Raw genomic sequence first — 21,496 nt, forward strand, 5'->3', positions numbered from 1 at the left:
ATGGGACGACGAATTCAGGGCCAGCGTCGTGGTCGCGGCTCGCCCACGTTCCGGGCGCCGTCGCACCGCTACAAGGCCGAACTCTCGCACAAGAAGGCTGAATCGGAAGACACGGTCTCCGGGACGGTCGTCGACATCGAACACGACCCCGCCCGCAGCGCGCCGGTGGCCGCCGTCGAGTTCGACGACGGCGACCAGCGTCTCGTCCTCGCACCCGAGGGCATCGCGGTCGGCGACCAGATTCAGGTCGGCGTCTCCGCGGAGATCAAACCCGGGAACACGCTCCCGCTCGCCGAAATCCCCGAGGGGGTTCCGGTGTGTAACGTCGAACGGCAGGTCGGTGACGGCGGCAAGTTCGCTCGCGCGTCGGGCACGAGCGCGCAGCTGCTCACCCACGACCGGCACGTCGCCGTCGTGAAGCTCCCGTCCGGCGAGGTCAAGCGCCTCAACCCGCAGTGCCGCGCCACCATCGGCGTCGTCGCCGGCGGTGGCCGAACGGAGAAGCCGTTCGTCAAGGCAGGGAAGAAGCACCACAAGATGCGCGCACGCGGTATCAAGTGGCCGCGAGTTCGCGGCGTCGCCATGAACGCGGTGGACCACCCGTTCGGTGGCGGCGGCCGCCAACACCCCGGCCGCCCGAAGTCCGTCTCGCGCAACGCACCGCCGGGCCGCAAGGTCGGCGACATCGCCTCGAAGCGCACCGGTCGCGGTGGCAAAGGAGGTAACTGAACATGAGCTCGGAATACCGAACCGGCCGTGAAGGTGAGGAGTTCACCTACCGCGGTCACACGCTCGACGAGTTGCAGGAGATGGAGCTCGACGAGGTCGTAGAACTGTTGCCCGCACGACAGCGGCGAAGCATCAACCGAGGGCTGACGCTCCAGAAGGAGAAGCTCCTCGAGACGGTCCGCGAGGCGGACCCCGAGGAGACGGCCAACTCGCCCATCCGGACGCACCTCCGCGACATGCCCATCCTGCCGTCGTTCGTCGACAAGACGTTCGCCGTCTACAACGGGCAGTCGTTCGAGCGCGTCCGCGTCCAACCCGAGATGATCGGACACTATCTCGGCGAGTTCCAGTTGACCCGTAACTCGGTCGAACACGGGCAGGCCGGTATCGGTGCGACCCGGTCCTCGAAGTTCGTACCGCTCAAGTAAATCATGGGAATCAACTACAGCGTCGAGGCCGACCCGGACACCACCGCCAAGGGGATGCTCCGTGACCGGCCCATCAGCCTGAAGCACAGCAAGGCCATCTCGCGCGAGATAAAGGGCATGACCGTCGAGGACGCCGAAGACTACCTCGACGCCGTCATCGAGGGCGAGCGCTCCGTTCCGTTCCGCCAGCACAACACCGGCGTCGGACACCGGTCCGACATCGACGGCTGGGACGCGGGTCGCTACCCCGAGAAGGCGTCGAAAGCGTTCCTCGAACTCCTGCAGAACGTCGCGTCCAACGCCGACGAGGACGGATTCGACGGTCGCTCGATGGAGATCATGCACGTCGCCGCGCACAAGGTCGGAGAACGACCCGGTCGTAAACCCCGAGCGTTCGGGAGTGCAGACCCCTTCAACACCACGCTCTGTGACGTCGAACTCATCATCGAGGAGGTCGAGGAGTAATGGCTGACGAACACCAGTTCATCGAGAACGGGCTGCAGCGCTCGCAGATCGACGAGTTCTTCGCGGACGAACTCGGTCGCGCGGGCTACGGCGGCATGGACGTCGCCAAGACGCCGATGGGCACGCAGATAGTGCTCAAGGCGGAGAAGCCCGGGATGGTCATCGGCAAGGGTGGGAAGAACATCCGCAAGGTGACCAAGGAACTCGAAGAGCGCTTCGACCTCGACGACCCGCAGATCGACGTGCAGGAGGTCGACGAACCCGACCTCAACGCGCGCATCGTCGCGGACCGTCTGGCGAACGCCTTGGAACGCGGCTGGTACTTCCGCAAGGCGGGCCACACGACCATCGACCGCATCATGGACGCCGGCGCCCTCGGCGCCGAAATCGTCCTCGCGGGGAAGGTCACCGGCGCCCGCTCGCGCGTCGAGAAGTTCAACCGCGGCTACATCAAGCACAACGGCGAACCCGCCCAGGAAGTCGTCGACGAGGGGCAGGGCGTCGCCGTGATGAAGCTCGGCACCATCGGCGTGAACGTGAAGATCATCCCGCCGGGAGCCAAGCTTCCCGACGACTTCGAGATCGAGGAAGACGCCGAGGTCGAACCGGTCGAGCAGGCCGTCGAGAGCGAGGGCGTCGAGGAACTCCTCGAGGACGAACCCGAGGAGGTTCCGGACGTCTCGAAGGACGCCGACGACGTCGAAGTTCCCGACGAGGAACCCTCCGAGGTCATCGACGAGGAGATCGTCGAGGAAGTCGTCGAGGAGTCGGGCGACGTGGCGTCGCGCTCCGAGAGCGCCGAGCCCGCACCGGAAGAAGAGCCCGTCGAGACGGGCGACGTCGAAGACGACGACGCTCAGCCCGACGAGTTCGAGGAGGAGGCCGACGAACCCGAACTCGACGAAGAGGTCGAGGCCGAAGCCGAGGACCTCGTCGCCGAGATGGAGGCGGCCGACGAAGAAGACGACGAAGCCGACGAGGAAACGGAGGAGTAATACATGGCAATCCTCTACGCCGAAGAGATTCGCGACATGACGCCCGCAGAGCGCGAGGCGGAAGTCGAGGAACTGGAGACCGAACTCCTCAACGCGAAGGCCGTCCAGGCCGCCGGTGGCGCGCCGGACAACCCCGGCCGCGTCAGCGAACTGAGGCGAACCATCGCTCGGATCAAGACGATCCAGCAAGAAGAAGGCGACTTCGACGAGCAGTAGCTCGTCGGGCCGTCTGACGAAGTCCAACGACTTCGACGACGAACACCGAACCAACGATGGCACTGACACCCGAGACCCTGACGCGACACGAACTCAACGGCCTCCGCGTGGAGGTCGTCGACGCCGCGAACCCCGACCTGGTCGGGATAGCCGGCCGTGTCGTCGTCGAGACGATGCAGACGCTCCACGTGGACGTGAGCGACACGTCCGAGGGGACACGGGTGCGTCAGGTGCCGAAGCAGGGCTCGACCCTGCAGTTCGAGATTCCGTCGCGGGACGACCGTCCCGCACGCACAGATGAAGCCGCCGACGCCGAGAAGGCGTCGGGGACCGCGTCCAAACTTCGGTCGGAAACTGCTGGCGGATTGGAAGCCAGTCAGTCGGGCCGTTGCCAGGGCGTGGCCTACGTTACGGTGGATGGCACACGTCTGCTCTCACGACCCGCCTTGCGAACAGAGAAGGCAGGTGACACAACATGGCGATAGGACTGAACGTAGAAGAACCGGAGGAGACCTGCTCCGACGAGAACTGTCCGTTCCACGGCTCACTCGGAGTCCGCGGACAGACGCTCGAAGGCACAGTCGCCTCCACAGACATGGACAAAACCGTCGTTGTGGAACGCGAATACGACGTTCGCGTCCCCAAGTACGACCGCTACATGAAGCGGCGTAGTCGCATCCCGGCCCACGCACCCCCGTGCATGGACCTCGAGGAAGGCGACACGGTACGTATCGCAGAGACCCGACCGCTGTCGAAGACGAAGGCACACGTCGTCGTCGAGACGCTCGGAGGTGAGGAGTGATGGAGGCGCTGAAGGCCGACGTCACGAAGGGCCTCGCACGAGGCTCGCTCATCACGTGCGCCGACAACACCGGCGCGCGCCAGCTGAAAGTCATCAGCGTGAAGGGCTACTCAGGAACCAAGAACCGACACCCCAAGGCGGGCATCGGCGACCAGGTCACCGTCTCGGTGACCAAAGGGACGCCCGAGATGCGCCGCCAGGTGCTCCAGGCAGTCATCGTCCGACAGCGGAAGTCGATCCGCCGACCGGACGGGACGCGCGTGAAGTTCGAGGACAACGCCGCCGTCATCATCGACGAGATGGAAGAGCCTCGCGGGACCGAGATCAAGGGCCCCATCGCACGCGAAGTCGCGGAGCGCTTCGGGAGCATCGCCTCGACGGCGACGATGATCGTATAGACCATGACGAAGCAACCACGCAAACAGCGAAACGAGACGCAGAACGCGCCGCTTCACGAGCGACAGAAGCAGGTTCGCGCGACGCTGGCCGGTGACCTCCGCGAGGAGTACGGTCAGCGCAACGTCCGCGTCAACGCAGGCGACACGGTGGAGATTCTCCGCGGCGACCACGCCGGCACGGAGGCCGAAGTCGCCGAAGTCGACCTGAAGGACGCGGTCGTCTACGTCGAGGACGTCACGGTCGCGAAGGCCGACGGCGAGGAAGTGCCTCGTCCCCTCGACACGAGCAACATTCGCGTGACCGAACTGGACCTCGAAGACGAGCGTCGTGAAGAGCGTCTCCAAGCGGAGGACAACGAATGACGCGACATCAGAAGCGACTCTCGGCACCGAACTCGTGGCCGATCGAACGTAAAGAAGGGACGTTCACGGTGAAGGCCAGCGCCGGCCCGCACGGTGAGGCAGGGGTTCCCCTCCTCATCCTGCTCCGGGACGTGCTCGGCTACGTGGACAACAAGAAGGAAGCGCGCTACGCGCTCAACGAGGGCAACGTCCTCGTCAACGGGGACGCCGTCTCCGACGAGCAGCGCCCCATCGGGATGTTCGACATCCTGGCGTTCACGGAGCGCGGCGAGTACTTCCGCGTCTTCCCCGACGAGGGCGGACGCCTCGCGCTCACGACCATCGACGCCGAGTCGGCGGACAGCCGACTCGGGAAGGTCGTCGGCAAGCAGAGCGTGAAAGGCGGCGCGACGCAGCTCACGCTGCACGACGGCTCGAACGTCCGCGTCGAGGAAGACGACGACCCCGACCAGTACCACTCGAAGGACTCGCTGGTCGTCGACAACGAGACGAAGGAGATCGTCGCGCACTTCCCCTACGAGGAGGGTGCGCTGGTCACCGCCGTCGACGGCACGCACGCGGGCGAAGTCGGCGAGATCACCGAGATCACCGTCACGCCCGGTAGCGGGAACAACTCCGTCGCCGTCGAGACCGACGCGTACACGTTCGAGACCGTCGAGCAGTACGTCGTCGTCATCGACGAGAACTTCACCGGTGACGCCGAGGACGGTGAGGACGAATGAGCGAGAGCGAGAGCGAGTTCCACGAGATGCGCGAACCGCGCATCGAGAAAGTCGTCGTCCACATGGGCGTCGGCGAAGGTGGTCGCGAACTGGCCAACGCCGAGGACATCCTCGAAGAGATCACCGGCCAGGAGTCGGTTCAGACCATCGCCACGCGCGCCGCGACGCAGTTCGGCGCCCGGAAGGGTGACCCCATCGGTGCGAAGGTCACGCTCCGCGGCGACCAGGCCGTCGAGTTCCTCGAGACGGCGCTGCCGCTCGCCGACATCTCGGCGAAGCAGTTCGACGAGACGGGCAACTTCAGCTTCGGCGTCGAGGAGCACACGGAGTTCCCGTCGCAGGAGTACGACCCGCAGATCGGTATCTACGGGCTGGACGTGACGGTCAACCTCGTCCGCCCCGGCTACCGCGTGAAGAAGCGCGACAAGGCGTCGCGCAGCATCCCCTCGGCGCACCGCATGAGCGCCGAGGACGCCATCCCCTTCCTCGAAGCGAACTTCGACGTGGAGGTCACAGAAGAATGAGCGAATCAGAGACAGAACAGACGGGCGAGCACGCGTCCCGGCGCACCGGCCAGGAGAACGAGTGCCGTCGCTGCGGTCGCAAGCAAGGACTCGTCGGGAAGTACGACATCAATCTGTGCCGTCAGTGCTTCCGCGAGGTCGCCCGCGACATGGGATTCAAGAAGTATCGATAGCTATGGCAGGAAATGACCCCCTCGCCAACGCGCTCGCCGGCGTGAACAACGCCGAGAGCGTGGGGCATCTGTCGCACGAGATACAGCCCGCCTCCAACGTCATCGGCTCCGTGCTCGAGGTCTTCTACGACCGCGAGTACATCGACGGCTTCGAGTTCGTCGAAGACGGCAAGGCCGGAACGTTCGAGGTCGAACTGAATGGCGCTATCAACGAATGTGGCGTCGTCAAGCCCCGCTACTCCGCGGGCGCAGACGAGTTCGAAAAGTGGGAGAAGCGATTCCTCCCGGCCCGTGACTACGGGACGCTCATCGTCACGACGAGTCACGGCGTCATGAGCCACTACGACGCCCGCGAACAGGGCATCGGTGGCCAAGTAATCGCCTACGTGTACTGAGACAATGAACCGAGTAGAAATCGACATACCGGACGACGTCTCTGCCGAGGTCAAGAATCTCGACCTGACCGTCGAAGGGTCGAACGGGAGCGTCACGAAGACGCTCTGGTACCCCGACATCGGCGTCTCCGTCGAAGACGGACAGGTCGTCATCGAGTCCGAGGAGACGGACGCGAAGACGAACGCGACCATCGGCACCTTCGAGAGCCACGTGGAGAACATGCTCTACGGCGTCACCGAGGGATGGGAGTACAAGATGGAAGTCTACTACGCCCACTTCCCGATGCAGGTGAACGTGCAGGGTGACGAGGTCGTTATCGAGAACTTCCTCGGCGAGAAGTCGCCGCGCCACGCGAAGATCCGCGGCGACACGGACGTACAGATCGACGGCGAAGAACTGGTCCTGACCGGCCCCAACAAAGAGGACGTCGGGCAGACCGCAGCCGACATCGAACAACTCACTCGCGTGAAGGACAAGGACACGCGCGTCTTCCAAGACGGCGTCTACATCACGCAGAAGCCGCAGACTGGAGGTGCCTAAATGTCCGACGAAGAGATTCAGGAACTGGAAGACATCAGCGGTGTCGGCCCCTCGAAGGGCGACGCACTCCGCGAGGCGGGCTACGAGTCGGTCGAAGACGTGAAGGCCGCGAGTCAATCGGAACTCGCGGACGTCTCCGGCATCGGGAACGCCCTCGCGGCACGCATCAAAGCCGACGTCGGTGGCCTCGAAGTCTCCGAGGAGACCGAGGCCGAAGTCGAAGACGAGACCGAGGACGAGGAGGCGGCCGAGGAGGACGTCGAGACGGAACTCCGTCCCCGCGGCCACGCCGACAAGACCCCGGAACTCGACGACGAGACGGCGAGCGCCCTCACGCAGAAACTCCGCGAGGGCAAGCCGCAGTTCAACCGACAGGACTACCACAAGAAGAAGCGGACGCCCACCTCGTGGCGCAAGCCGCGCGGGAACCTCTCGAAGCAGCGACGAGGCATCAAGGGCAAGGGGCCGAAAGTCGAAGCCGGCTTCCGGTCGCCCGAGGCCGCCCGCGGCCTGCACCCGTCCGGCTTCGAGGAAGTCCACGTCCACAACGTGGACGACCTCGAAGGCGTCGACGGCGACAGCGAGGCCGTCCGCATCGCCTCTTCGGTCGGCGCACGCAAGCGCGAGCGCATCGAGGAAGAGGCCGAGGACCGTGAGATTCGCGTCCTCAACCCCACCTACGTCGAAGTGGAGGTGGACGACGAATGACCGACCTGAAAGCACAGCGACGCATGGCCGCCGACGTCCTCGACGTCGGTAAGAGCCGCGTCTGGTTCGACCCCGAGGCACAGGCCGACATCGCGGAAGCCATCACGCGCGAAGACATCCGCGAACTCGTGGACGACGGTACGATTCGTACCAAAGACGCCAAGAGTAACTCGAAGGGCCGCGCCCGCGAACGCGCCGAGAAGCGTTCCTACGGGCACCGGAAGGGTCCCGGCTCCCGCAAAGGGAAGTCCGGCGGTCGGAAGAGCTCGAAGGACGAATGGATCAGCCGAATCCGCGCGCAGCGTCGTCGCCTGAAGGAGCTTCGCGACGACGGGCCGCTGACGCCGACGCAGTACCGCGAACTGTACAACAAGGCGTCCGGTGGCGAGTTCGACAGCGTGGACCGGCTCGAAGCGTACATCGACAACAACTACGACGTGGAGATAGAATAATGGCGACAGGACCACGCTACAAGGTGCCGATGCGGCGTCGCCGCGAGGTTCGGACGGATTACCACCAGAGGTTGCGCCTGCTGAAATCGGGCAAACCCCGGCTCGTTGCTCGCGTGAGCAACCAGCACGTCAGGGCGCAGCTGATATCCCCCGGACCGAACGGAGACACCACTCACGCGGCCGCCTCCTCCGAGGACCTCGCAGACTACGGCTGGGAAGCCCCCACGGGCAACCTCCCCAGCGCGTACCTGACGGGCTACCTCGCGGGGAAGCGCGCCGTCGAAGCCGGCCTCGACGAGGCCGTCCTCGACATCGGCCTGAACACGGCGACGCCCGGCAACAAGGTGTTCGCGGTTCAGGAAGGAGCGATAGACGCTGGCCTCGAAATCCCGCACAACGAAGACGTACTGGCCGACTGGTCGCGTAACCGCGGCGAGCACATCGCCGAGTACGCCGAGCAGCTCGACGAGCCGCTCTACAGCGGCGATTTCGACGCCACGAACCTGCCTGAGCACTTCGACGAAGTGCTCGAGCGACTTCAGGAGGACGCATGAGCCAACGCAACAGCAACGGCTGGGAACCGCGAACGCGGCTCGGCCGAATGGTACAGGACGGCGACGTCACCTCGATGGAGCAGGCGCTGGAGACGGGTCTCCCGCTCAAGGAAGCGGAGATCGTCGACCAGCTGCTGCCCGGACTCGAAGACGAGGTGCTCGACATCAACATGGTGCAGCGCATGACCGACTCCGGTCGGCGTGTGAAGTTCCGCTGCGTCGTCGCCATCGGGAACCGCGACGGGTTCCTCGGCTACGCCGAGGCCCGAGACGACCAGGTCGGCTCGGCCATCCAGAAGGCCATCGACGTGGCGAAGCTGAACATCATCAAGGTGGACCGCGGCTCCGGGTCGTGGGAAGACTCCGCCGGCGGGCTGAACTCCCTGACGCGCAAGGCCGAAGGGAAGGCCGGCTCCGTGACGGTCGAGATCATGCCCGCACCGCAGGGCCTCGGACTCGCGGCGGCAGAGACCGTCCGCAACATCCTCGAACTGGCCGGCGTGCAGGACGCGTGGACCCGCTCGAACGGGAACACGCGAACGACGGTCAACCTCGCGAAGGCGACGTACAACGCGCTGAAGAACGCGTCCCAGTCGCGGACGCCGCGACGCGCCCGCGAGAAACAGCGGGAGGCGGGTAACTGATGCAGGCAGTCGTTCAGCTCCGCGGCGACGTGAACATGAGTCAGACGACGCACGACACGCTGAAGATGCTCAACATCCACAGCGTGAACCACTGTGCGTTCGTCCCCGAGACGGACACCTACCGCGGGATGCTCACGAAGGTCAACGACTACGTCGCGCACGGCGAACCGAGCGTCGACGTGGTCGAGACGCTCCTTCGGTCCCGCGCGGAGCCCGCCGAGGGCTCCGAGACGGTCGACGACGACTGGCTCGCGGAGAACACCGACTACGACGACGTGACCGCGCTCGCGGAGGCACTCGTCGACGAGGAGACGACGCTGCGCGAGCAGGGTCTCTCGCCGGTGCTTCGCCTGCACCCGCCGCGCGGCGGTCACAAGGGCCAGAAGCACGTCACCAAAGAGGGCGGTCAGCTCGGGAAGCACTCGACCGGCCAGATAGACGAACTCCTGGAGGACATGCGATGACCTCGAAGAAACGACGACAGCGCGGGTCCCGAACCCACGGCGGCGGCACGCACAAGAACCGGCGCGGTGCCGGTCACCGCGGCGGCCGCGGCCGTGCGGGACGCGACAAACACGAGTTCCACAACTACGAACCGCTCGGCAAACACGGCTTCAAGCGTCCCGAAGCGGCGCAGGACACCGTCGTCGAAGTGAAGGTGCAGAAGCTCGACGAGGACGCCGCGCTCCTCGCGGCCGACGACGTGGCCGAGAAGGACGGCGACGCCTACCACATCGACGCGCGCGACGTGGCCGAGGACGGCTACGACGCCGACGTGGTGAAGGTGCTCGGCGGCGGGCAGGTCCGTCAGGAACTGCACGTCGTCGCCGACGCGTTCACCGCCGGGGCCGTCGAACTTCTCGAAGAGGCGGACGGCAGCGCCGAACTCTCCGAGCGCGGAGAAGAGGCGCAGGCCGAAGCCGAAGAAGATAACACGGACGACGAGGAAGGCTCCGAAGAGTAACCTATGGGATGGAAGGAGGCCGCTGAACCGGTGCTGACGCGGATGCCATCAGTCGCCCGTCCGGAGGGACACGTCCCGTTCCGCCGGAAGCTGGGCTGGACCGCTGGCATCCTCGTGATGTATTTCTTCTTGACGAACGTGACGATGTTCGGGCTGCAGACGCAGACCGCGAGCGGGGACTTCTACGGACAGTTCCGCAGCATCCTCGCCGGACAGCAGGGGTCGATACTCCAGCTGGGCATCGGGCCCATCGTCACGGCGAGCATCGTCCTGCAACTGCTCGGCGGGGCCGACCTGCTCGGTCTCGACACCGACGACCCGCGTGACCAGATCCTCTACCAGGGGCTGCAGAAGCTTCTGGTGGTCGTGATGATCTGTCTCACCGGGCTCCCGATGGTGTTCGCCGGGGGGTACCTCCCCGCCGACCAGCAGGTCGCGCAGTCGCTCGGCGTCGGCGTCGGTGGCGTGAAGACCATCATCTTCGCGCAGATGTTCGTCGGCGGCGTCCTCATCCTGTTCATGGACGAGATCGTGAGCAAGTGGGGTGTCGGGTCCGGTGTGGGCCTGTTCATCATCGCCGGCGTCAGCCAGCAGCTCGTCGCCGGGCTGTTCAGCTGGCAGGGTCTCGGCGGCACGTCCGGGTTCTTCCCGACGTGGTTCGGCATCCTGACCGGGGCGACCGAGATCGGGTCGCCGCTCTCGCCGGGCGGCCTGTCCGACATCTTCCTCGGGCAGGGCCAACTGCTCGCGCTGTTCACGACGCTGCTCATCTTCGGCATCGTCGTCTACGCGGAGAGCGTCCGGGTCGAGATTCCGCTGTCGCACGCCCGCGTGAAGGGCGCCCGCGGCCGCTTCCCCGTGAAGCTCATCTACGCGAGCGTCCTGCCGATGATCCTCGTCCGCGCCCTGCAGGCCAACATCCAGTTCCTCGGACGCATCCTGAACAACTGGACCGGCCTCCCGGGGTGGCTGGGGTCGTACAGCAACGGGCAGGTCACCGGTGGCCTGTTCTACTACCTCGCACCCATCCAGTCGCGCGGCGACTGGATGTGGTTCCTCGGACTCACCTCGCAGGACCCCGCGCAGATTCTGCTGCGCGTCCTCATCGACCTCGTGTTCATGGTCGTCGGTGGCGCGATATTCGCCATCTTCTGGGTGGAGACGACGGGGATGGGCCCCGAGTCCACCGCCAAGCAGATTCAGAACTCCGGGATGCAGATCCCCGGCTTCCGACGGAACCCGCAGGTCATCGAGAAGGTGATGGAACGGTACATCCCGCAGGTGACGGTCATCGGCGGCGCACTCGTCGGACTGCTCGCCGTCATGGCGAACATGCTCGGCACCATCGGCTCCGTCTCCGGAACCGGACTGCTGCTGACGGTCTCCATCACGTACAAGCTGTACGAGGAGATCGCAGAAGAGCAGTTGATGGAGATGCATCCGATGATGCGCCAGATGTTCGGCAACTGACGAACGCGGTTCTCTACCGCCGGTATTTTTTCGAGTCTCTCACGGAGAGGGCGCCTGCCGTCCGATTCCTCGAACGACGACGGTGAGATGTGCGCTCGTTCGCTCGAAGCGCCGGCCGACGGCGAACTTCGAACGCGTCACCGTCGTCAAGGCGGTGCCATCTGGTTCGGCGGCTCTCGCGAACGCCTGACCGAGGCGACCGAAACAGCTCGGTCGGCACTGTCGTCAGCGGAGCTATCCTCCTCGTCGCCGAACGCGTCGAGACGAGACCGAAAGCTGAGGCGGTCCTCGTCACCGACAGTCGCCGGCCACGCGGTAGACGACACTGCGACACACCAAGTCGCTCGAAACGCCCACCGTTCGTTCTCACCCGCCGGGAAGGGGCGTTTCGAGCTATCTCCTCGGCGAGCCAATAGTCGTACGGTGAACGACAGATGAGCCAACTCCAACCCACGGCAGAATCGGTGTTCTCGATTCGGGGGGTTACGTTCACGCCCCGAACACTGGCGGGTGTCTGCTTCTTCGCACTCGCTGCACAGTTCATGACCGCCATCATGCTCGCGGCGGCGATGGTGCCCGGCTACGACTTCGGCGCGGCCGCCATCAGCGACCTCGGCGTCTTCCCGGAGACGGCGCTCCTGTTCAACGTCTCGCTGGTCGTCGTCGGCGTGCTCAACCTCCTAGGTGGGTACTTCTTCTACCGCACCCACGGGAAGCGCTGGCTGCTGGCCATCTTCGCGCTGGCGGGCGTCGGTGCGGTCGGCGCCGGCCTCTTCCCGCTCGACACCGGCGGCCTCCACGGGCTCGCGGCGCTGCTCGCGTTCGTGTTCTTCAACGTGCAGGCCATCGGGAGCGCGACTCGCCTCGACGGCGTCATGCGGGTGCTGGCCGTCCTCGCGGGGGCACTCGGTCTCGTCTTCGTGGTGCTGATGGCCCTCGGCGACGGCGGGAACGCCGCCGCGTTCGGCCCCATCGGCCACGGCGGGACCGAGCGGATGATCGTCTACCCCGTGATGCTCTGGATGGTCGCCTTCGGCGGCTCTCTGCTCGAGAAGGGCGAGCGTTCCAGTGACGTCCGAGAGACGGCATGAGCGACGGCGTCTCGACTCGCGAGTCGTCGTCGCCGGTTACGGGGCTACTCCCCCGACCGCCGGGTTCGACCGTCCCACCCGAACTGAAACACGGGCACAGCGAGGCCCACTAGTGCACCACCGATACGTCCACAGCGTCGTCGTCGTCCTCGTGACCCTCGCACTCGTGAGCGCGCCGGTCGGTACGGCAGCGGCTCAGTCCGACGGTTCGTCCGGTGCTTCGACCGACCGGGTCGAACTGGCCGACCGGGCGGAGACGGAGGCGTGGCTCGACGAGACGATGGCGCGCCAGTTGGAGGAGCACCGTATCCCGGGTGCGGCCGTCGTCGTCCTCAGCGACGGCGAGGTGGTACTCGCGAAGGGCTACGGCTACGCGGACCTCGCATCGCGGCGACCCGTCGACGCCGACGAGACGATTTTCAGCGTCGGCTCGACCGGGAAGCTCGTGACGTGGACGGCCGTGATGCAGGGCGTCGAGGACGGGCGGCTCGAACTCGACCGCGACGTCGACGACTATCTGATCGACTCCGCGGTCACGGTTCCGGACACGTACGAGGACCCCGTCACGCTGCGTCACCTCGGGACTCACTCGGCGGGCTTCGAGGACACCTTCGCGGGGATGGTCGCGGACGACCCCAGCGAGATACGCTCGATGGAGGCGATTCTCGCCGAGCATCAACCGGCGCGCGTCAGGCCGCCGGGACAGTTCGTCGCGTACTCGAACTACGGGACGGCGCTGGCGGGACACGCGCTCGCCGAACAGTCCGACGCGAGTTTCGCCGAACTGGTCGACGACCGCATCTTCACGCCGCTCGCGATGGACGACACGACCTACGCCCAACCGCTTCCCGCCCGACTGGAGTCCCGACGTGCCGTCGGATACACCTACCAGAACGGGGCGTATCGGGCTCACGACCCCGTGATATGGACACTTCCGCCCGAGGGCGGGTCGCTCCGCACGACCGCGACCGACATGGGGCAGTTCGCGCTCGCCCACCTGAACGAGGGAGCGTACGGCTCCGAGCGCATCCTCGAACCGGAGACGGTCCGCGAGATGCACCGTCGACAGTTCACGAAGTCCGAGGCGGTCCCGGAACTCAACGGGATGGGCTACGGGTTCATCGAGATGGACCGCAACGACGAGACCATCGTCGGACACTGGGGCGACACGCCCCGCTTCAAGAGCCTGCTCGCGCTGTACCCCGAGCGCGACACCGGCCTGTTCGTCGTCTACAACAGTCCCGGCGGGGCCCCCGCCCGGTTCGAACTCCTGCAGGCGTTCACGGACCGGTACTACCCGCGCTCGGACGAACCCGTCGTCGAACCCCCGGACGGTGCCGGCGAACGGGCGCGCGAACTGGCCGGCGACTACCGCTCGCTGACGGTTTCCGAGTCGTCGTGGGAACGCATCCTCGGCGTGATGACGCGGACCTACACCGTCGGGGCGACCGACGGCGGGTACCTGACGACCAGTCGGGTCGGGGCGGGGACGCAGACGTGGGTCGAGCGACGACCGGGCGTCTACGAGGAGGTCGGCGGGAGCGAACTGCTGGTCTTCCAGTTCGACGAGGACGGCCGCGCGACGCACCTGTTCCGACACGCCTTCGGGCCGGCCACGTACGAACGCGTCCCGTGGTACGAGCGCCTCACCGTCCTGCAGACGGTCGTCGGCGCGGGCGTCGTGGCCTTCCTATCCGTCCTCCTGCTCTGGCTCGGTGGCCCGGTGTGGCGACGGTGGCGAGGGGGTGCCGTGCCGAGCGACCGCGAACGGGCGGCCCGCTGGCTCCTGGGAACGGTGAGTCTGCTCTGGCTGGGAGTGTTGGTCGTCTTCCTGTTGGCCTGGGTCAACTTCAACGCGGAGATCGCCTCGCCGTCGCTGGCGCTTCGGGCCGGCACGGTCCTCAGGTGGGTCGCCCTCGCCGGGACGGTCGGTGCAGTCGCCGTGGCCGGGTTCGCGTGGCGCGACGGCCTCTGGACTCGCTGGGCTCGACTGCACTACTCGGTGGTGACGGCGCTCGCAGTCCTGTTCGCCTGGCAACTCTCTCTCGTCGGTATCCTCCCGCTGTAGAACTGGCTCGAAAGCCACGATTCCGAACCAACCCGTCGGTCGTCGAAGTATCGAACCGTGAGACGGCAGATTCGCGCGCGTCGCGCCGCGGTGGTACGTCGCCGCGCTGTTCGTCACAACGGGCGGTCAGTTCGGGTACGAGACCGAGTCCGACGCGGAACCGACACCGACTCCCGGTCGACGGTCGGAGGGGCGCTGACGACGAGAGGCGACTGCTCCGCAACTGCTTTCTCGGCGCCGCGAGTCGTCGAACCCATGTCTCCGACTGCGAACGGCCCTTCTTTCGGCAAGCGGTTCGGCGTGGCTCTGCTGCTGGGTGTACCCGGAATCGCGGCGCTCGTGGGCTACGTCTACCTCACGACACCGCCGACGGCCGTCCCGCCCGGACTGTCGCTCCCGCTTCTCGCCGTCGCCTCGGCCGTCACTCCGCTGCTGCTTCTCGTCGTCGCGTGTCTGCTCGGCGCGTACGCGGCACCGCGGGTGGGACTGCGGTCGTACGTAATCGAGCGGTCTGGAACTGGCGACGGTGTCTGGCGGCACCTCCGTGGAGAGGTCAGACTCGCCGTCGGAATCGGCGTCCTCGGCGGGGTTCTGATCGTCGTCCTCGACGCGGCGATGATGCCGTTCGTCGGGCAGGACCTACCGCAGTCCGTGATCGGAGCAACGAGACCGACCGTCTCGGACGTCCTCGCGTACGCGCCCGTCCGGTTCCTCTACGGAGGGGTGACCGAGGAGCTCATGCTCCGGTTCGGACTCATGTCCGCGCTCGCGTTCGCCGGGTGGCGCGTCACCGGCCGTCGGGCGGACGGGCCACGACCGGCCGTCGTGTGGGTCGCAATCGTAGTCTCCGCCGTGCTGTTCGGCCTGGGTCACCTCCCCGCACTCGCTCAGTCGGTCGCTCTCACCCCGGCGCTGGTCGCGCGGACGGTCCTCCTGAACGGGGTGGCCGGGGTCCTCTTCGGGTGGCTCTACTGGCGACGAAGTCTCGAGGCGGCGATGGTGGCTCACGCCTCGTTCCACGTTCCCCTCGTCGTCCTCTCGTTCGCCCAGGTCGCGACGGTCTGAGAGCGCCGTTCGCCTCCGGTCTCTCAGCGCTCCCGATCGAACGCGAGGAGGTTCCCGCGCCCGTCGACGGTCGAGACGGCCACGTCGCCGTCGAGACGGAAGTCGAACTCGACGCGTGACCCCTCCGCGGAGACGACTCGCGCCTCGCCGAACCCGTGTGCCAGAGCCACTACTGGGATTCGTTCGCACCGTTCCCCGCAGTTCCCACGTGACCTGAACCGCCGCCGAGAGAATCCCGAACGACATTTATCGCGGCGTCGCCACTCGCCGACGAGATGGGGACGCTGGCACTCGACATCGAGACGGCAAGTCCGTTCGCGGAACCGGACGGGGCGAACGACACCGAGTACTACGAGTGGCTGTCGGTCGCACTCGCGTACGTCGACGACGGCCCCGCGGGGGTCCGAGCGGACGGCGACGAACGGGAGACGGCGGTGCTGTTCCGTCGGGGAGGCTGGGACGACGACCACACCGCGGACCTGTTCGAGCGACTGTTCGAGTGGTGTGAGGCCCGCGACGTCGACCGGACGCTGACGTACAACGGCGCGTGGTTCGACCTGACGCATCTGGGGAACTGGGCGGCGTCGCTGGCGGCGTCGGAGACGCTCTCGGGCGCGCCGGGACGCCTCGCGGACTGCCTCGGCCGGCACGTCGACGTGGCGCCGGCGGCCGCCGACCGATACGCCGAGGAACTCTGGGAGGAACAGGTCGTCCTGCCGGACTGGAAGGCGTACCAACTGGCGGGCATCGACAACCCGCGCGTCTGGTACGACGACTACGACTTCGACGAGGGCTACCGCGAGGGCCTCGGCATCAACGAGTCGTTCGTCAAGGGCGAACACGTCGGGCGCGTCCTCGGCGAGCGCTACGTGGCGGGCGTCGTCGCCGGTATCGAGGAGACGCGGACGCACCGGGAACTGGAGCGTCTGCTGTACGACTACAGCGTCAGCGACGTGACGGACCTGTTCGACCTCTACCGCGAACTCGGCGGCGACGAACTCGACGCCGACTACCACTACCCGATAGAGGCCGGCGGCGGGTCGACGCAGCCGTCGCGCTGACGGGCCGGCGACGATGTCGTTCTCACGACTGCATCTCGCGAGCGCGAGTAGCTCACCCGTGAGCGAGACACTCGGCCGCCGAGAGCGGCCGTATCTGACGCGATCACACCTAATATCAAAATTGATTCTCGGTGCCGAGGATTTATATTCGAGTTCGTCGTAGCCATCGCTGTCGGCGCGTGGGCGCGGTCCCCCGAAGCCCGCCTGGCGGGCCGACGTGTGCGGGTCGTTCCGTGACGCACGGACGCGCCGTTACACACCATCCACCAACGCCACACGAACCCACTCGCCATATCGGCCACGCTGGCGGGCCGTCGAACGGACGGCGGCTACCACGCGTCGCGGCTCCCCCCGAGGGCCGCGGCGTCGCTCGACCGACCCACCCCGGGACGTGCCTACCTCCCGGGACGGAGTCACTCGCGGTTCGCGTCGGACTGCCTACCCCGACGCGACCCGCGGCAAGTCGAGTCGTCCAGCCGGTCGGTACCTGTCGCGCCCGGCGCGACCCACCCCCGATGGGTCCGCCACGACCGGCGCGACGGCGTCTGGTTTCTCTCTTCGAAACTGTCCTGCAGCGTCGCATCTCGCGGCAAACGTTTAGCCCCTCGCCTCGGTAGACGTGAGTATGAACGACGCCATCACGGGCGTGGAGGGTGACCTCCGAAGCAACGGCATCAGCGTCGAGTCGCTCCACGTGGGTGAGGAGTCGGTGACGCTGGAGTATCTCACGGCGTTTCCCGACGTGCACGTGAACCACGCCGAAATCGGCCGCGTCCTCACGACGTTCATCGACCGGGCGGAGGCGGACGAGTGGGACCCCGTCCGCATCGACGCGACGGTCCGCCGGCACGAGGACGACGTGCAGGGGACGTGGCACGCCGAAGCCGAGTGGTTCGAACGATACCTCGGCTACGAGTTGAGCGACGAGGACTTCTCGGAGTTGGTGCTCTCGACGCTGGAGGAGGGGGCGTCGACGTGACGCGACCGACCGCGCGGGGCGAGTGGGCGGAGGCGGCGGAGACCGAACGCGACGGCCGGGAGGCGGGCCGCCCCTCCCGCGAGTCGTTCTCGAAGGTGACGATGGGGTTCGACAGCGGCGGCGAGCGCTGTTCTGGCTGGCTCTACCGCCCCGACCGACCGGCCGAACCGCCCGTCGTCGTCATGGCCGGCGGCCTCGCCGGCGAGCGGTCGTTCGGACTGCCGAACTACGCCGAGCGACTCGCCGAGGCGGGGTACGCCGTCTTCCTGTTCGACTACCGCCACCACGGCGACAGCGGTGGCGACCCGCGCAACCTCGTCGACCCCTCGCGCCAGCGCGCCGACTGGGAGGCGGCCATCGAGGGCGTCCGGTCGAGAGACGGGCTCGACGGGTCCCGTCTCGTCCTCTGGGGGGTGGACGTCGGCGGCGGCCACGTCCTCGACGTGGCCGCGGACGACCCGCGCGTGCGCGCCGTCGTCTCGCAGACGCCCGTCCTCTCGGGCCGGTCGTTTCTCGGGACGCGGGGCTACGGCTTCCTCGCGAAGTCGGTGCTGGCGGGCGTCCGAGACCGCCTCCAGTCGCTCGTCGTCGGCCCCCACACCGTCCCCGTCGCGGGCGACCCCGAGGAGTTCGCCCTCGTCTCGACGCCCGGCGCGCGCCGCGGCTATCTGGACACCGTGCCGGCGGACTCGGCGTGGGTCAACGAGACGCCCGCCCGGTCGCTCCTGAACCTGACGCGGTTCACGGCGGGGACCGACCTCGACAGCGTTACCTGTCCGGTCCTCCTCCTCGGCGGGACGCGCGACGACGTGGTCCCCGTCGATTCGGTCGCCGCGGCCGCCGACGAACTCGCGGACGCGACGTTCGTCAGCCTCCCCGTCGGTCACTTCGACGCCTACGAGGGGTCGGGACTCGAACACGTCGTCGGCCACGGCGTCGCCTTCCTCGACGCCGAAGTGGACGGCTGACCGCCGCCGTTCGGGGTGTCGGGTTCGTCGACGCCGCCTCCGGCCGACGACGCCGCCACCGACAAAACAGTCAGATTCGGATACATTCGCCGCTACGGTTATATTCCCCGGTAGCCTCTGTAGCGCACCCATGACCAGTCAGTTCTCGCGCCCAGTTCGCGTCGCCGTCGTCGCCCTGTTGATACTTGCCGCCGTCGCCGTCCCCGTGGCGGCGCAGAGCGACGAGTCCTCGGCCGAGGCGTCCACGTACGACACGTTCGTCGAGATGTCCGAACTGTACAACGAGCGTGCGGCCTCGTTGGACCTCGGCGTCGCGGAACGCCTCCTCGCGGGGGCCCGCGTGAACGCCTACGTGACGGACGGCGACGAGGAGACGGCGTTCTCGTTCGCGCTGGACGACCAGATGCGCATCGTCGACATCCAGCCCGAACCCGACGACGACGCGACGGTCCGCATCGAGACCGACCGCGCGACGGTACAGCGAATCATCGACTCGGAGAACCCCGCCGCCGCGTTCCGGTCGGCGGTCACGAACGACGACATCCGCATCGACGGCGAGCGAGGTCACTTCGTCTCGCAGGCGGTGTGGACCGTCGCGAACGGGCTGAAGGGACTGCTCTTCTGAGACCCCGTCGCTGACCGGCAGTATCGGGCGCGTGCGTGACCTTCTTGGGCCGCCCCCGCACACCTTCGACAATGACTGCGACGCGCACCGTCGAACTCGAAGGACACATCATCGACTCGGGGATGATGCAGCGAGCGTTCGGCATCGTGATGGACCTCGGCGGCGACTTCGACGTCGAGGAGTTCACCGTCGGGAAGTCGAAGACGAAGGAGTCGTACTGCCGGATGGCCGTCACGGCCGAGACGGACGACGACTTACAGGAGATACTGCACGAACTCCACCAGATCGGCGCGAACCTCACGGACCCCGTGGACGCGCACGTCGAACCCGCCCCCGCCGACCGGGTCGTCCCCCACGGCTTCTACTCGACGACCAACCACCCGACGAAAGTCCGCTACGAGGGCGAGTGGGTCGAGGTCGACGACATCGAGATGGACTGCGCCATCGTGCTAGAGGAGACGGACGGCGGCGTCCGCGCGTACACGAAGGTGCTGAACGCCATCGAGGAGGGCGACCGCGTCGTGACCGACGAGGCGGGCATCCGCGTCGAACCGCCGGAACGCCCCCGCGACTCGTCGGGGCCGTTCGGCTTCATGCAGGGCGGCGTCTCCTCGGAGCGACCCTCCGAGTCGCTCATCAGGGAGGTGGCCGACGCGTTGGAGGCGACGAAGGAGCAGGGCGGGAAGGTGCTCGTCGTCGCCGGACCCGCACTCATCCACGCGGGCGCGGGCGACGACTTAGCGCGTCTGGTTCGGGAGGGCTACGTCGACATGATCTCGGCCGGCAACGGCTTCGCCACGCACGACATCGAACGCGGTCTGTACGGGACCTCGCTCGGGATGGACATGGAGACGATGGAACACCCCCGGAAGGGCCACAAACACCACATCTACACCATCAGCGAGGTCATCCGCGCGGGCGGTATCGAGGAGGCGGTCGAAGAGGGACTCATCGGGAGCGGAATCATGTACGAGTGCGTCCGGAACGACGTGCCGTACGTCCTCGCGGGGTCCATCCGGGACGACGGCCCCCTCCCCGACACCATCACGGACGCGGTGGAGGCCCAGAAGGCCATCCGCGAACAGGCGCACGAGGCCGACATGGTGCTGATGCTGTCGACCCTCCTGCACTCCGTCGCCGTCGGCAACTGCCTCCCCTCGACGACGAAGGTTGTCTGCGTGGACATCAACCCCGCGACGGTGACGCAGTTGCTCGACCGGGGGAGTTCGCAGGCCATCGGCATGGTGACCGACATCGGGACGTTCGTGCCGACGCTGGCCGACGAGATACTGACGGGCGAGAGCGCCGTCACGGACGGCGGCGACGCCGAGGGCGACGGAGGGAACGACCGAGGCGACTCGGAGTCCGACGACTCGCGCGGCGGTCACTGCCCCGGACGCTGAGTCGGTTCGGGCCCCGTATCGATTCGTCCGCCGACCGACGCTCGGTCGACCCGTTCGAGAGAGACGCTCAGTCGACCCGTTCGAGAGAGACGCTCAGTCGACCCGTTCGAGAGAGACGCTCAGTCGACCCGTTCGAGAGAGACGCTCAGTCGACCCGTTCGAGAGAGACGCTCAGTCGACCCGTTCGAGAGAGACGCTCAGTCGACCTGTTCGAGAGGGACGACGGCCATCGGCACGTTCGCGTTGAGGAGAATCGACTGCGCCGTACTGCCGAAGACGACTTTCGACGTGGGGTTGCGCTTGCGGATACCGATGACGAGTTCGTCGGCGTCGACCTCCTCGGCGTACGAGAGGACGTCCTCGTCGGGGTCGTTGCCGCGGACGAACTGGTGCGTCTCCACCTCGGCGACCCCGCCGAGACGCGAACTGACGACGTTGAGCGCCTCCTCGCCGTCGAGGACGTCCTCGCTGGATGTCTCGGAACCGCCGACGAGAGAGTTCACCGCGTACACCGTGTCGTCCGCCGCCAGGCGCGACTGCAGGTAGTCACAGAGCACGGCGCTCGTGTCCACGTGGTTCGTCGCCAGAACGTACGTTGTCATATCCCACGACGGTCGTACGACGATAAAAATCCACCCCTTCGAGCGCTCCGCCCGTGCGGGGCCGCGATTCGGCACGGCACAAAACCTATAC

General features: G+C 66.8%; 31 protein-coding genes. 29 read left to right on the forward strand and 2 right to left on the reverse strand.

Translation table 11 applies throughout. The features are described 5' to 3' along the window. The 24 genes from BM310_RS12755 (at window position 1) to BM310_RS12870 (ending at window position 15,767) form a co-directional block, all read left to right on the forward strand. Window positions 1-729, forward strand: coding sequence for a 50S ribosomal protein L2 (locus tag BM310_RS12755; RefSeq protein WP_089808276.1), 729 nt, complete (start codon window positions 1-3; stop codon window positions 727-729). 2 nt (window positions 730-731) lie between these two features. Continuing rightward, a complete protein-coding gene (locus BM310_RS12760; protein ID WP_089808278.1) occupies window positions 732-1,157 on the forward strand; it encodes a 30S ribosomal protein S19 in 426 nt (141 codons plus the stop codon). Window positions 1,158-1,160: 3 nt separating this feature from the next. Further along, window positions 1,161-1,622, forward strand: coding sequence for a 50S ribosomal protein L22 (locus tag BM310_RS12765; RefSeq protein ID WP_089808280.1), 462 nt, complete (start codon window positions 1,161-1,163; stop codon window positions 1,620-1,622). Next, window positions 1,622-2,617, forward strand: a complete 996-nt coding sequence (locus BM310_RS12770) for a 30S ribosomal protein S3 (RefSeq protein WP_089808281.1) — start codon at window positions 1,622-1,624, stop codon at window positions 2,615-2,617. The genes BM310_RS12765 and BM310_RS12770 overlap by 1 nt, the downstream gene beginning before the upstream one ends. Window positions 2,618-2,620: 3 nt before the next feature. Continuing rightward, window positions 2,621-2,833 (forward strand): 50S ribosomal protein L29, encoded by a 213-nt coding sequence (gene rpmC / locus BM310_RS12775; protein WP_089808283.1) that lies wholly within the window; start codon window positions 2,621-2,623, stop codon window positions 2,831-2,833. Between the two features lie 56 nt (window positions 2,834-2,889). Beyond that, window positions 2,890-3,318, forward strand: a complete 429-nt coding sequence (locus BM310_RS12780) for a ribonuclease P protein component 1 (RefSeq protein WP_089808285.1) — start codon at window positions 2,890-2,892, stop codon at window positions 3,316-3,318. Next, window positions 3,309-3,635 (forward strand): 30S ribosomal protein S17, encoded by a 327-nt coding sequence (locus BM310_RS12785; protein ID WP_089808287.1) that lies wholly within the window; start codon window positions 3,309-3,311, stop codon window positions 3,633-3,635. The genes BM310_RS12780 and BM310_RS12785 overlap by 10 nt, the downstream gene beginning before the upstream one ends. After that, the gene (locus BM310_RS12790; protein ID WP_089808289.1) at window positions 3,635-4,033 is read left to right on the forward strand and encodes a 50S ribosomal protein L14; all 399 of its coding nucleotides are present in this window, start codon (window positions 3,635-3,637) and stop codon (window positions 4,031-4,033) included. The genes BM310_RS12785 and BM310_RS12790 overlap by 1 nt, the downstream gene beginning before the upstream one ends. Window positions 4,034-4,036: 3 nt before the next feature. Next, window positions 4,037-4,396, forward strand: coding sequence for a 50S ribosomal protein L24 (gene rplX / locus BM310_RS12795; RefSeq protein WP_089808291.1), 360 nt, complete (start codon window positions 4,037-4,039; stop codon window positions 4,394-4,396). Next, the gene (locus BM310_RS12800; protein ID WP_089808293.1) at window positions 4,393-5,118 is read left to right on the forward strand and encodes a 30S ribosomal protein S4e; all 726 of its coding nucleotides are present in this window, start codon (window positions 4,393-4,395) and stop codon (window positions 5,116-5,118) included. The genes rplX and BM310_RS12800 overlap by 4 nt, the downstream gene beginning before the upstream one ends. After that, entirely contained in the window at window positions 5,115-5,642 is a 528-nt protein-coding gene (locus BM310_RS12805; protein ID WP_089808295.1) for a 50S ribosomal protein L5, read from the forward strand. Before BM310_RS12800 ends, BM310_RS12805 begins: the two co-directional genes overlap by 4 nt. Beyond that, window positions 5,639-5,815, forward strand: a complete 177-nt coding sequence (locus BM310_RS12810; protein ID WP_089808297.1) for a 30S ribosomal protein S14 — start codon at window positions 5,639-5,641, stop codon at window positions 5,813-5,815. The genes BM310_RS12805 and BM310_RS12810 overlap by 4 nt, the downstream gene beginning before the upstream one ends. 2 nt (window positions 5,816-5,817) lie before the next feature. Continuing rightward, window positions 5,818-6,210 carry a 30S ribosomal protein S8 gene (locus BM310_RS12815; RefSeq protein ID WP_089808298.1) on the forward strand — a complete coding sequence of 131 codons (393 nt, stop codon included), beginning with the start codon at window positions 5,818-5,820 and terminating at the stop codon, window positions 6,208-6,210. 4 nt (window positions 6,211-6,214) lie between these two features. After that, window positions 6,215-6,751: a 50S ribosomal protein L6 gene (locus BM310_RS12820; protein ID WP_089808301.1), complete on the forward strand. Its 537-nt coding sequence runs from the start codon at window positions 6,215-6,217 to the stop codon at window positions 6,749-6,751. Further along, window positions 6,752-7,459: a 50S ribosomal protein L32e gene (locus BM310_RS12825; protein WP_089808303.1), complete on the forward strand. Its 708-nt coding sequence runs from the start codon at window positions 6,752-6,754 to the stop codon at window positions 7,457-7,459. Further along, window positions 7,456-7,911: a 50S ribosomal protein L19e gene (locus BM310_RS12830; protein WP_089808305.1), complete on the forward strand. Its 456-nt coding sequence runs from the start codon at window positions 7,456-7,458 to the stop codon at window positions 7,909-7,911. Before BM310_RS12825 ends, BM310_RS12830 begins: the two co-directional genes overlap by 4 nt. Beyond that, window positions 7,911-8,465, forward strand: a complete 555-nt coding sequence (locus BM310_RS12835; RefSeq protein ID WP_089808307.1) for a 50S ribosomal protein L18 — start codon at window positions 7,911-7,913, stop codon at window positions 8,463-8,465. Before BM310_RS12830 ends, BM310_RS12835 begins: the two co-directional genes overlap by 1 nt. After that, window positions 8,462-9,109, forward strand: a complete 648-nt coding sequence (locus BM310_RS12840) for a 30S ribosomal protein S5 (protein ID WP_089808309.1) — start codon at window positions 8,462-8,464, stop codon at window positions 9,107-9,109. Before BM310_RS12835 ends, BM310_RS12840 begins: the two co-directional genes overlap by 4 nt. Beyond that, on the forward strand, window positions 9,109-9,573 hold the full coding sequence (rpmD, locus tag BM310_RS12845; RefSeq protein ID WP_089808311.1) for a 50S ribosomal protein L30: 465 nt from the start codon (window positions 9,109-9,111) through the stop codon (window positions 9,571-9,573). Before BM310_RS12840 ends, rpmD begins: the two co-directional genes overlap by 1 nt. After that, window positions 9,570-10,073 carry an uL15m family ribosomal protein gene (locus BM310_RS12850; protein ID WP_089808313.1) on the forward strand — a complete coding sequence of 168 codons (504 nt, stop codon included), beginning with the start codon at window positions 9,570-9,572 and terminating at the stop codon, window positions 10,071-10,073. The genes rpmD and BM310_RS12850 overlap by 4 nt, the downstream gene beginning before the upstream one ends. Before the next feature lie 3 nt (window positions 10,074-10,076). Continuing rightward, window positions 10,077-11,543 carry a preprotein translocase subunit SecY gene (secY, locus tag BM310_RS12855; protein WP_089808315.1) on the forward strand — a complete coding sequence of 489 codons (1,467 nt, stop codon included), beginning with the start codon at window positions 10,077-10,079 and terminating at the stop codon, window positions 11,541-11,543. 434 nt (window positions 11,544-11,977) lie between these two features. Continuing rightward, the gene (locus BM310_RS12860; RefSeq protein WP_089808317.1) at window positions 11,978-12,634 is read left to right on the forward strand and encodes a DUF998 domain-containing protein; all 657 of its coding nucleotides are present in this window, start codon (window positions 11,978-11,980) and stop codon (window positions 12,632-12,634) included. A 112-nt stretch (window positions 12,635-12,746) separates the two neighbouring features. After that, window positions 12,747-14,702 carry a serine hydrolase domain-containing protein gene (locus tag BM310_RS12865; RefSeq protein ID WP_089808319.1) on the forward strand — a complete coding sequence of 652 codons (1,956 nt, stop codon included), beginning with the start codon at window positions 12,747-12,749 and terminating at the stop codon, window positions 14,700-14,702. 255 nt (window positions 14,703-14,957) lie between these two features. After that, window positions 14,958-15,767 (forward strand): CPBP family intramembrane glutamic endopeptidase, encoded by an 810-nt coding sequence (locus BM310_RS12870; protein ID WP_089808321.1) that lies wholly within the window; start codon window positions 14,958-14,960, stop codon window positions 15,765-15,767. A 23-nt stretch (window positions 15,768-15,790) separates the two neighbouring features. Here BM310_RS12870 and BM310_RS21425 read toward each other — a convergent pair whose 3' ends face one another. After that, window positions 15,791-15,937, reverse strand: a complete 147-nt coding sequence (locus BM310_RS21425) for a hypothetical protein (RefSeq protein WP_177232611.1) — start codon at window positions 15,935-15,937, stop codon at window positions 15,791-15,793. A gap of 105 nt (window positions 15,938-16,042) precedes the next feature. Between BM310_RS21425 and BM310_RS12875 the strand changes: the two genes are divergently transcribed. The 5 genes from BM310_RS12875 to BM310_RS12895 all read left to right on the forward strand — a co-directional run bounded on the left by BM310_RS12875 (window position 16,043) and on the right by BM310_RS12895 (window position 20,803). Continuing rightward, a complete protein-coding gene (locus BM310_RS12875; RefSeq protein ID WP_089808323.1) occupies window positions 16,043-16,828 on the forward strand; it encodes a hypothetical protein in 786 nt (261 codons plus the stop codon). 625 nt (window positions 16,829-17,453) lie between these two features. Then, on the forward strand, window positions 17,454-17,807 hold the full coding sequence (locus tag BM310_RS12880) for a hypothetical protein (RefSeq protein WP_089808325.1): 354 nt from the start codon (window positions 17,454-17,456) through the stop codon (window positions 17,805-17,807). Beyond that, window positions 17,804-18,775 carry an alpha/beta hydrolase gene (locus BM310_RS12885; RefSeq protein ID WP_245778492.1) on the forward strand — a complete coding sequence of 324 codons (972 nt, stop codon included), beginning with the start codon at window positions 17,804-17,806 and terminating at the stop codon, window positions 18,773-18,775. The genes BM310_RS12880 and BM310_RS12885 overlap by 4 nt, the downstream gene beginning before the upstream one ends. Before the next feature lie 130 nt (window positions 18,776-18,905). Further along, the gene (locus BM310_RS12890; RefSeq protein ID WP_089808327.1) at window positions 18,906-19,400 is read left to right on the forward strand and encodes a hypothetical protein; all 495 of its coding nucleotides are present in this window, start codon (window positions 18,906-18,908) and stop codon (window positions 19,398-19,400) included. A 71-nt stretch (window positions 19,401-19,471) separates the two neighbouring features. After that, a complete protein-coding gene (locus BM310_RS12895; RefSeq protein ID WP_089808329.1) occupies window positions 19,472-20,803 on the forward strand; it encodes an ornithine cyclodeaminase in 1,332 nt (443 codons plus the stop codon). 197 nt (window positions 20,804-21,000) lie between these two features. Here BM310_RS12895 and BM310_RS12900 read toward each other — a convergent pair whose 3' ends face one another. Further along, entirely contained in the window at window positions 21,001-21,405 is a 405-nt protein-coding gene (locus BM310_RS12900; protein ID WP_089808331.1) for a universal stress protein, read from the reverse strand. Window positions 21,406-21,496: the final 91 nt, after the last annotated feature.

This window comes from Halogeometricum rufum (assembly GCF_900112175.1).
Taxonomy (GTDB): domain Archaea; phylum Halobacteriota; class Halobacteria; order Halobacteriales; family Haloferacaceae; genus Halogeometricum; species Halogeometricum rufum.

Coding starts and splice junctions, on each gene's coding strand:
- BM310_RS12755 (WP_089808276.1), top strand. CDS start 1: ATGGGACGACGAATTCAGGGCCAGCGTCGTGGTCGCGGCTCGCCCACG.
- BM310_RS12760 (WP_089808278.1), top strand. CDS start 732: ATGAGCTCGGAATACCGAACCGGCCGTGAAGGTGAGGAGTTCACCTAC.
- BM310_RS12765 (WP_089808280.1), top strand. CDS start 1,161: ATGGGAATCAACTACAGCGTCGAGGCCGACCCGGACACCACCGCCAAG.
- BM310_RS12770 (WP_089808281.1), top strand. CDS start 1,622: ATGGCTGACGAACACCAGTTCATCGAGAACGGGCTGCAGCGCTCGCAG.
- rpmC (WP_089808283.1), top strand. CDS start 2,621: ATGGCAATCCTCTACGCCGAAGAGATTCGCGACATGACGCCCGCAGAG.
- BM310_RS12780 (WP_089808285.1), top strand. CDS start 2,890: ATGGCACTGACACCCGAGACCCTGACGCGACACGAACTCAACGGCCTC.
- BM310_RS12785 (WP_089808287.1), top strand. CDS start 3,309: ATGGCGATAGGACTGAACGTAGAAGAACCGGAGGAGACCTGCTCCGAC.
- BM310_RS12790 (WP_089808289.1), top strand. CDS start 3,635: ATGGAGGCGCTGAAGGCCGACGTCACGAAGGGCCTCGCACGAGGCTCG.
- rplX (WP_089808291.1), top strand. CDS start 4,037: ATGACGAAGCAACCACGCAAACAGCGAAACGAGACGCAGAACGCGCCG.
- BM310_RS12800 (WP_089808293.1), top strand. CDS start 4,393: ATGACGCGACATCAGAAGCGACTCTCGGCACCGAACTCGTGGCCGATC.
- BM310_RS12805 (WP_089808295.1), top strand. CDS start 5,115: ATGAGCGAGAGCGAGAGCGAGTTCCACGAGATGCGCGAACCGCGCATC.
- BM310_RS12810 (WP_089808297.1), top strand. CDS start 5,639: ATGAGCGAATCAGAGACAGAACAGACGGGCGAGCACGCGTCCCGGCGC.
- BM310_RS12815 (WP_089808298.1), top strand. CDS start 5,818: ATGGCAGGAAATGACCCCCTCGCCAACGCGCTCGCCGGCGTGAACAAC.
- BM310_RS12820 (WP_089808301.1), top strand. CDS start 6,215: ATGAACCGAGTAGAAATCGACATACCGGACGACGTCTCTGCCGAGGTC.
- BM310_RS12825 (WP_089808303.1), top strand. CDS start 6,752: ATGTCCGACGAAGAGATTCAGGAACTGGAAGACATCAGCGGTGTCGGC.
- BM310_RS12830 (WP_089808305.1), top strand. CDS start 7,456: ATGACCGACCTGAAAGCACAGCGACGCATGGCCGCCGACGTCCTCGAC.
- BM310_RS12835 (WP_089808307.1), top strand. CDS start 7,911: ATGGCGACAGGACCACGCTACAAGGTGCCGATGCGGCGTCGCCGCGAG.
- BM310_RS12840 (WP_089808309.1), top strand. CDS start 8,462: ATGAGCCAACGCAACAGCAACGGCTGGGAACCGCGAACGCGGCTCGGC.
- rpmD (WP_089808311.1), top strand. CDS start 9,109: ATGCAGGCAGTCGTTCAGCTCCGCGGCGACGTGAACATGAGTCAGACG.
- BM310_RS12850 (WP_089808313.1), top strand. CDS start 9,570: ATGACCTCGAAGAAACGACGACAGCGCGGGTCCCGAACCCACGGCGGC.
- secY (WP_089808315.1), top strand. CDS start 10,077: ATGGGATGGAAGGAGGCCGCTGAACCGGTGCTGACGCGGATGCCATCA.
- BM310_RS12860 (WP_089808317.1), top strand. CDS start 11,978: ATGAGCCAACTCCAACCCACGGCAGAATCGGTGTTCTCGATTCGGGGG.
- BM310_RS12870 (WP_089808321.1), top strand. CDS start 14,958: ATGTCTCCGACTGCGAACGGCCCTTCTTTCGGCAAGCGGTTCGGCGTG.
- BM310_RS12875 (WP_089808323.1), top strand. CDS start 16,043: ATGGGGACGCTGGCACTCGACATCGAGACGGCAAGTCCGTTCGCGGAA.
- BM310_RS12880 (WP_089808325.1), top strand. CDS start 17,454: ATGAACGACGCCATCACGGGCGTGGAGGGTGACCTCCGAAGCAACGGC.
- BM310_RS12890 (WP_089808327.1), top strand. CDS start 18,906: ATGACCAGTCAGTTCTCGCGCCCAGTTCGCGTCGCCGTCGTCGCCCTG.
- BM310_RS12895 (WP_089808329.1), top strand. CDS start 19,472: ATGACTGCGACGCGCACCGTCGAACTCGAAGGACACATCATCGACTCG.
- BM310_RS12900 (WP_089808331.1), bottom strand. CDS start 21,405: ATGACAACGTACGTTCTGGCGACGAACCACGTGGACACGAGCGCCGTG.